The 1,170-nt window shown below is 70.1% G+C and carries 1 protein-coding gene; it reads left to right on the forward strand.

Features of this window, described 5'->3' with window-relative positions:
- Positions 1-769, forward strand: a 769-nt coding sequence (miaA, locus tag AB0C20_RS36285) for a tRNA (adenosine(37)-N6)-dimethylallyltransferase MiaA (protein ID WP_357569731.1), incomplete at its 5' end; no start/stop codon positions are given.
- Positions 770-1,170 lie beyond the last annotated feature (401 nt).

Below are 1,170 nucleotides of genomic sequence, written 5' to 3' on the forward strand. Positions count from 1 at the left end.
ACTGCCCCCGGACCGCCGCCGCGGTATTCCGCATCATCAGCTCGACGTGCTGGAAGTGACCGAAACCGCCACGGTCGCCGCCTATCAGACCGCGGCCCGCGCGGATGTGGAGGACATCCGCGCTCGTGATCGGGTGCCGGTGATCGTCGGCGGCTCGATGATGTACGTCCAGGCGCTGCTGGACGATTGGGAATTCCCGGCCACCGACACCCGGATTCGCGCGAAGTGGGAGGCCGTGCTGGCAGCCGAGGGGGTGGCGGCGGTGCATGCCGCGTTACGAGCCGCGGACCCTGTTGCGGCGCGGACGATTCTGCCGACCGACGGACGCCGGATCGTGCGCGCGCTCGAGGTCGTGGAACTGACCGGACGCCCGTTCGCCGCGTCGCAGCCGCAGCGCGGGACGCCGCGGTGGAACACCACGATCATCGGCGTCGACCGCGAAACGACCGAACTCGACGACCGCATCGAGCTGCGCACCGCGGCCATGTTCGACCACGGGCTGGTGGACGAGGTTCGCGAGCTGATCGACCGGGGGCTGCGCGACGGGCAGACCGCCCGGCGTGCCATCGGCTATGCCCAGGTGCTGGAATTTCTCGACGGGCAGTGCGATCTGGACCACGCCCGCGAACGCACCCTGATCGGCACCCGCCGCTACGTGCGTCGGCAGCGGTCGTGGTTCCGTCGCGATCCCCGGGTGCGGTGGGTCGACGGCGCCGATCCGCACCTGGTGGATTCCGCACTGGCGCAGGTGATCTCCGCCGCGCAGTGACCGGACCGGACACGACGGGACAGACTCCGGGCTCCAGCCGGACCGGTCGTCGCGCGAGTTCCAGCGGGGACTTCGCCGGTGTGCGCGACCGGTCGCTCGCGAGGCCGACCGGCGCTGATGCGACGATCATGGGGCCCGTCGGCAGGGATGTGCGCGACCGGATACCGCGGGCCGGACGAAATCGGGCGTGCCGGGTGTTGGATACGGCGGGATCACCGGTACGCGCGTGGAACGGACGGAAAAGCGAGACGTGGAGGATGGAAACCGATGAGCGAGCAGGCCGAACAGGCGGCGGGTTCCGGTCCGGCTGATATCGAATTCAGCAAGGGGCACGGAACCCAGAACGACTTCGTCGTGCTGCCCGACCCCGATGCCCGGCTGCGTCTCGATCCCCGCACCGT

It is taken from the genome of Micromonospora sp. NPDC048843, from assembly GCF_040649965.1.
GTDB lineage: Bacteria > Actinomycetota > Actinomycetes > Mycobacteriales > Micromonosporaceae > Micromonospora > Micromonospora hortensis.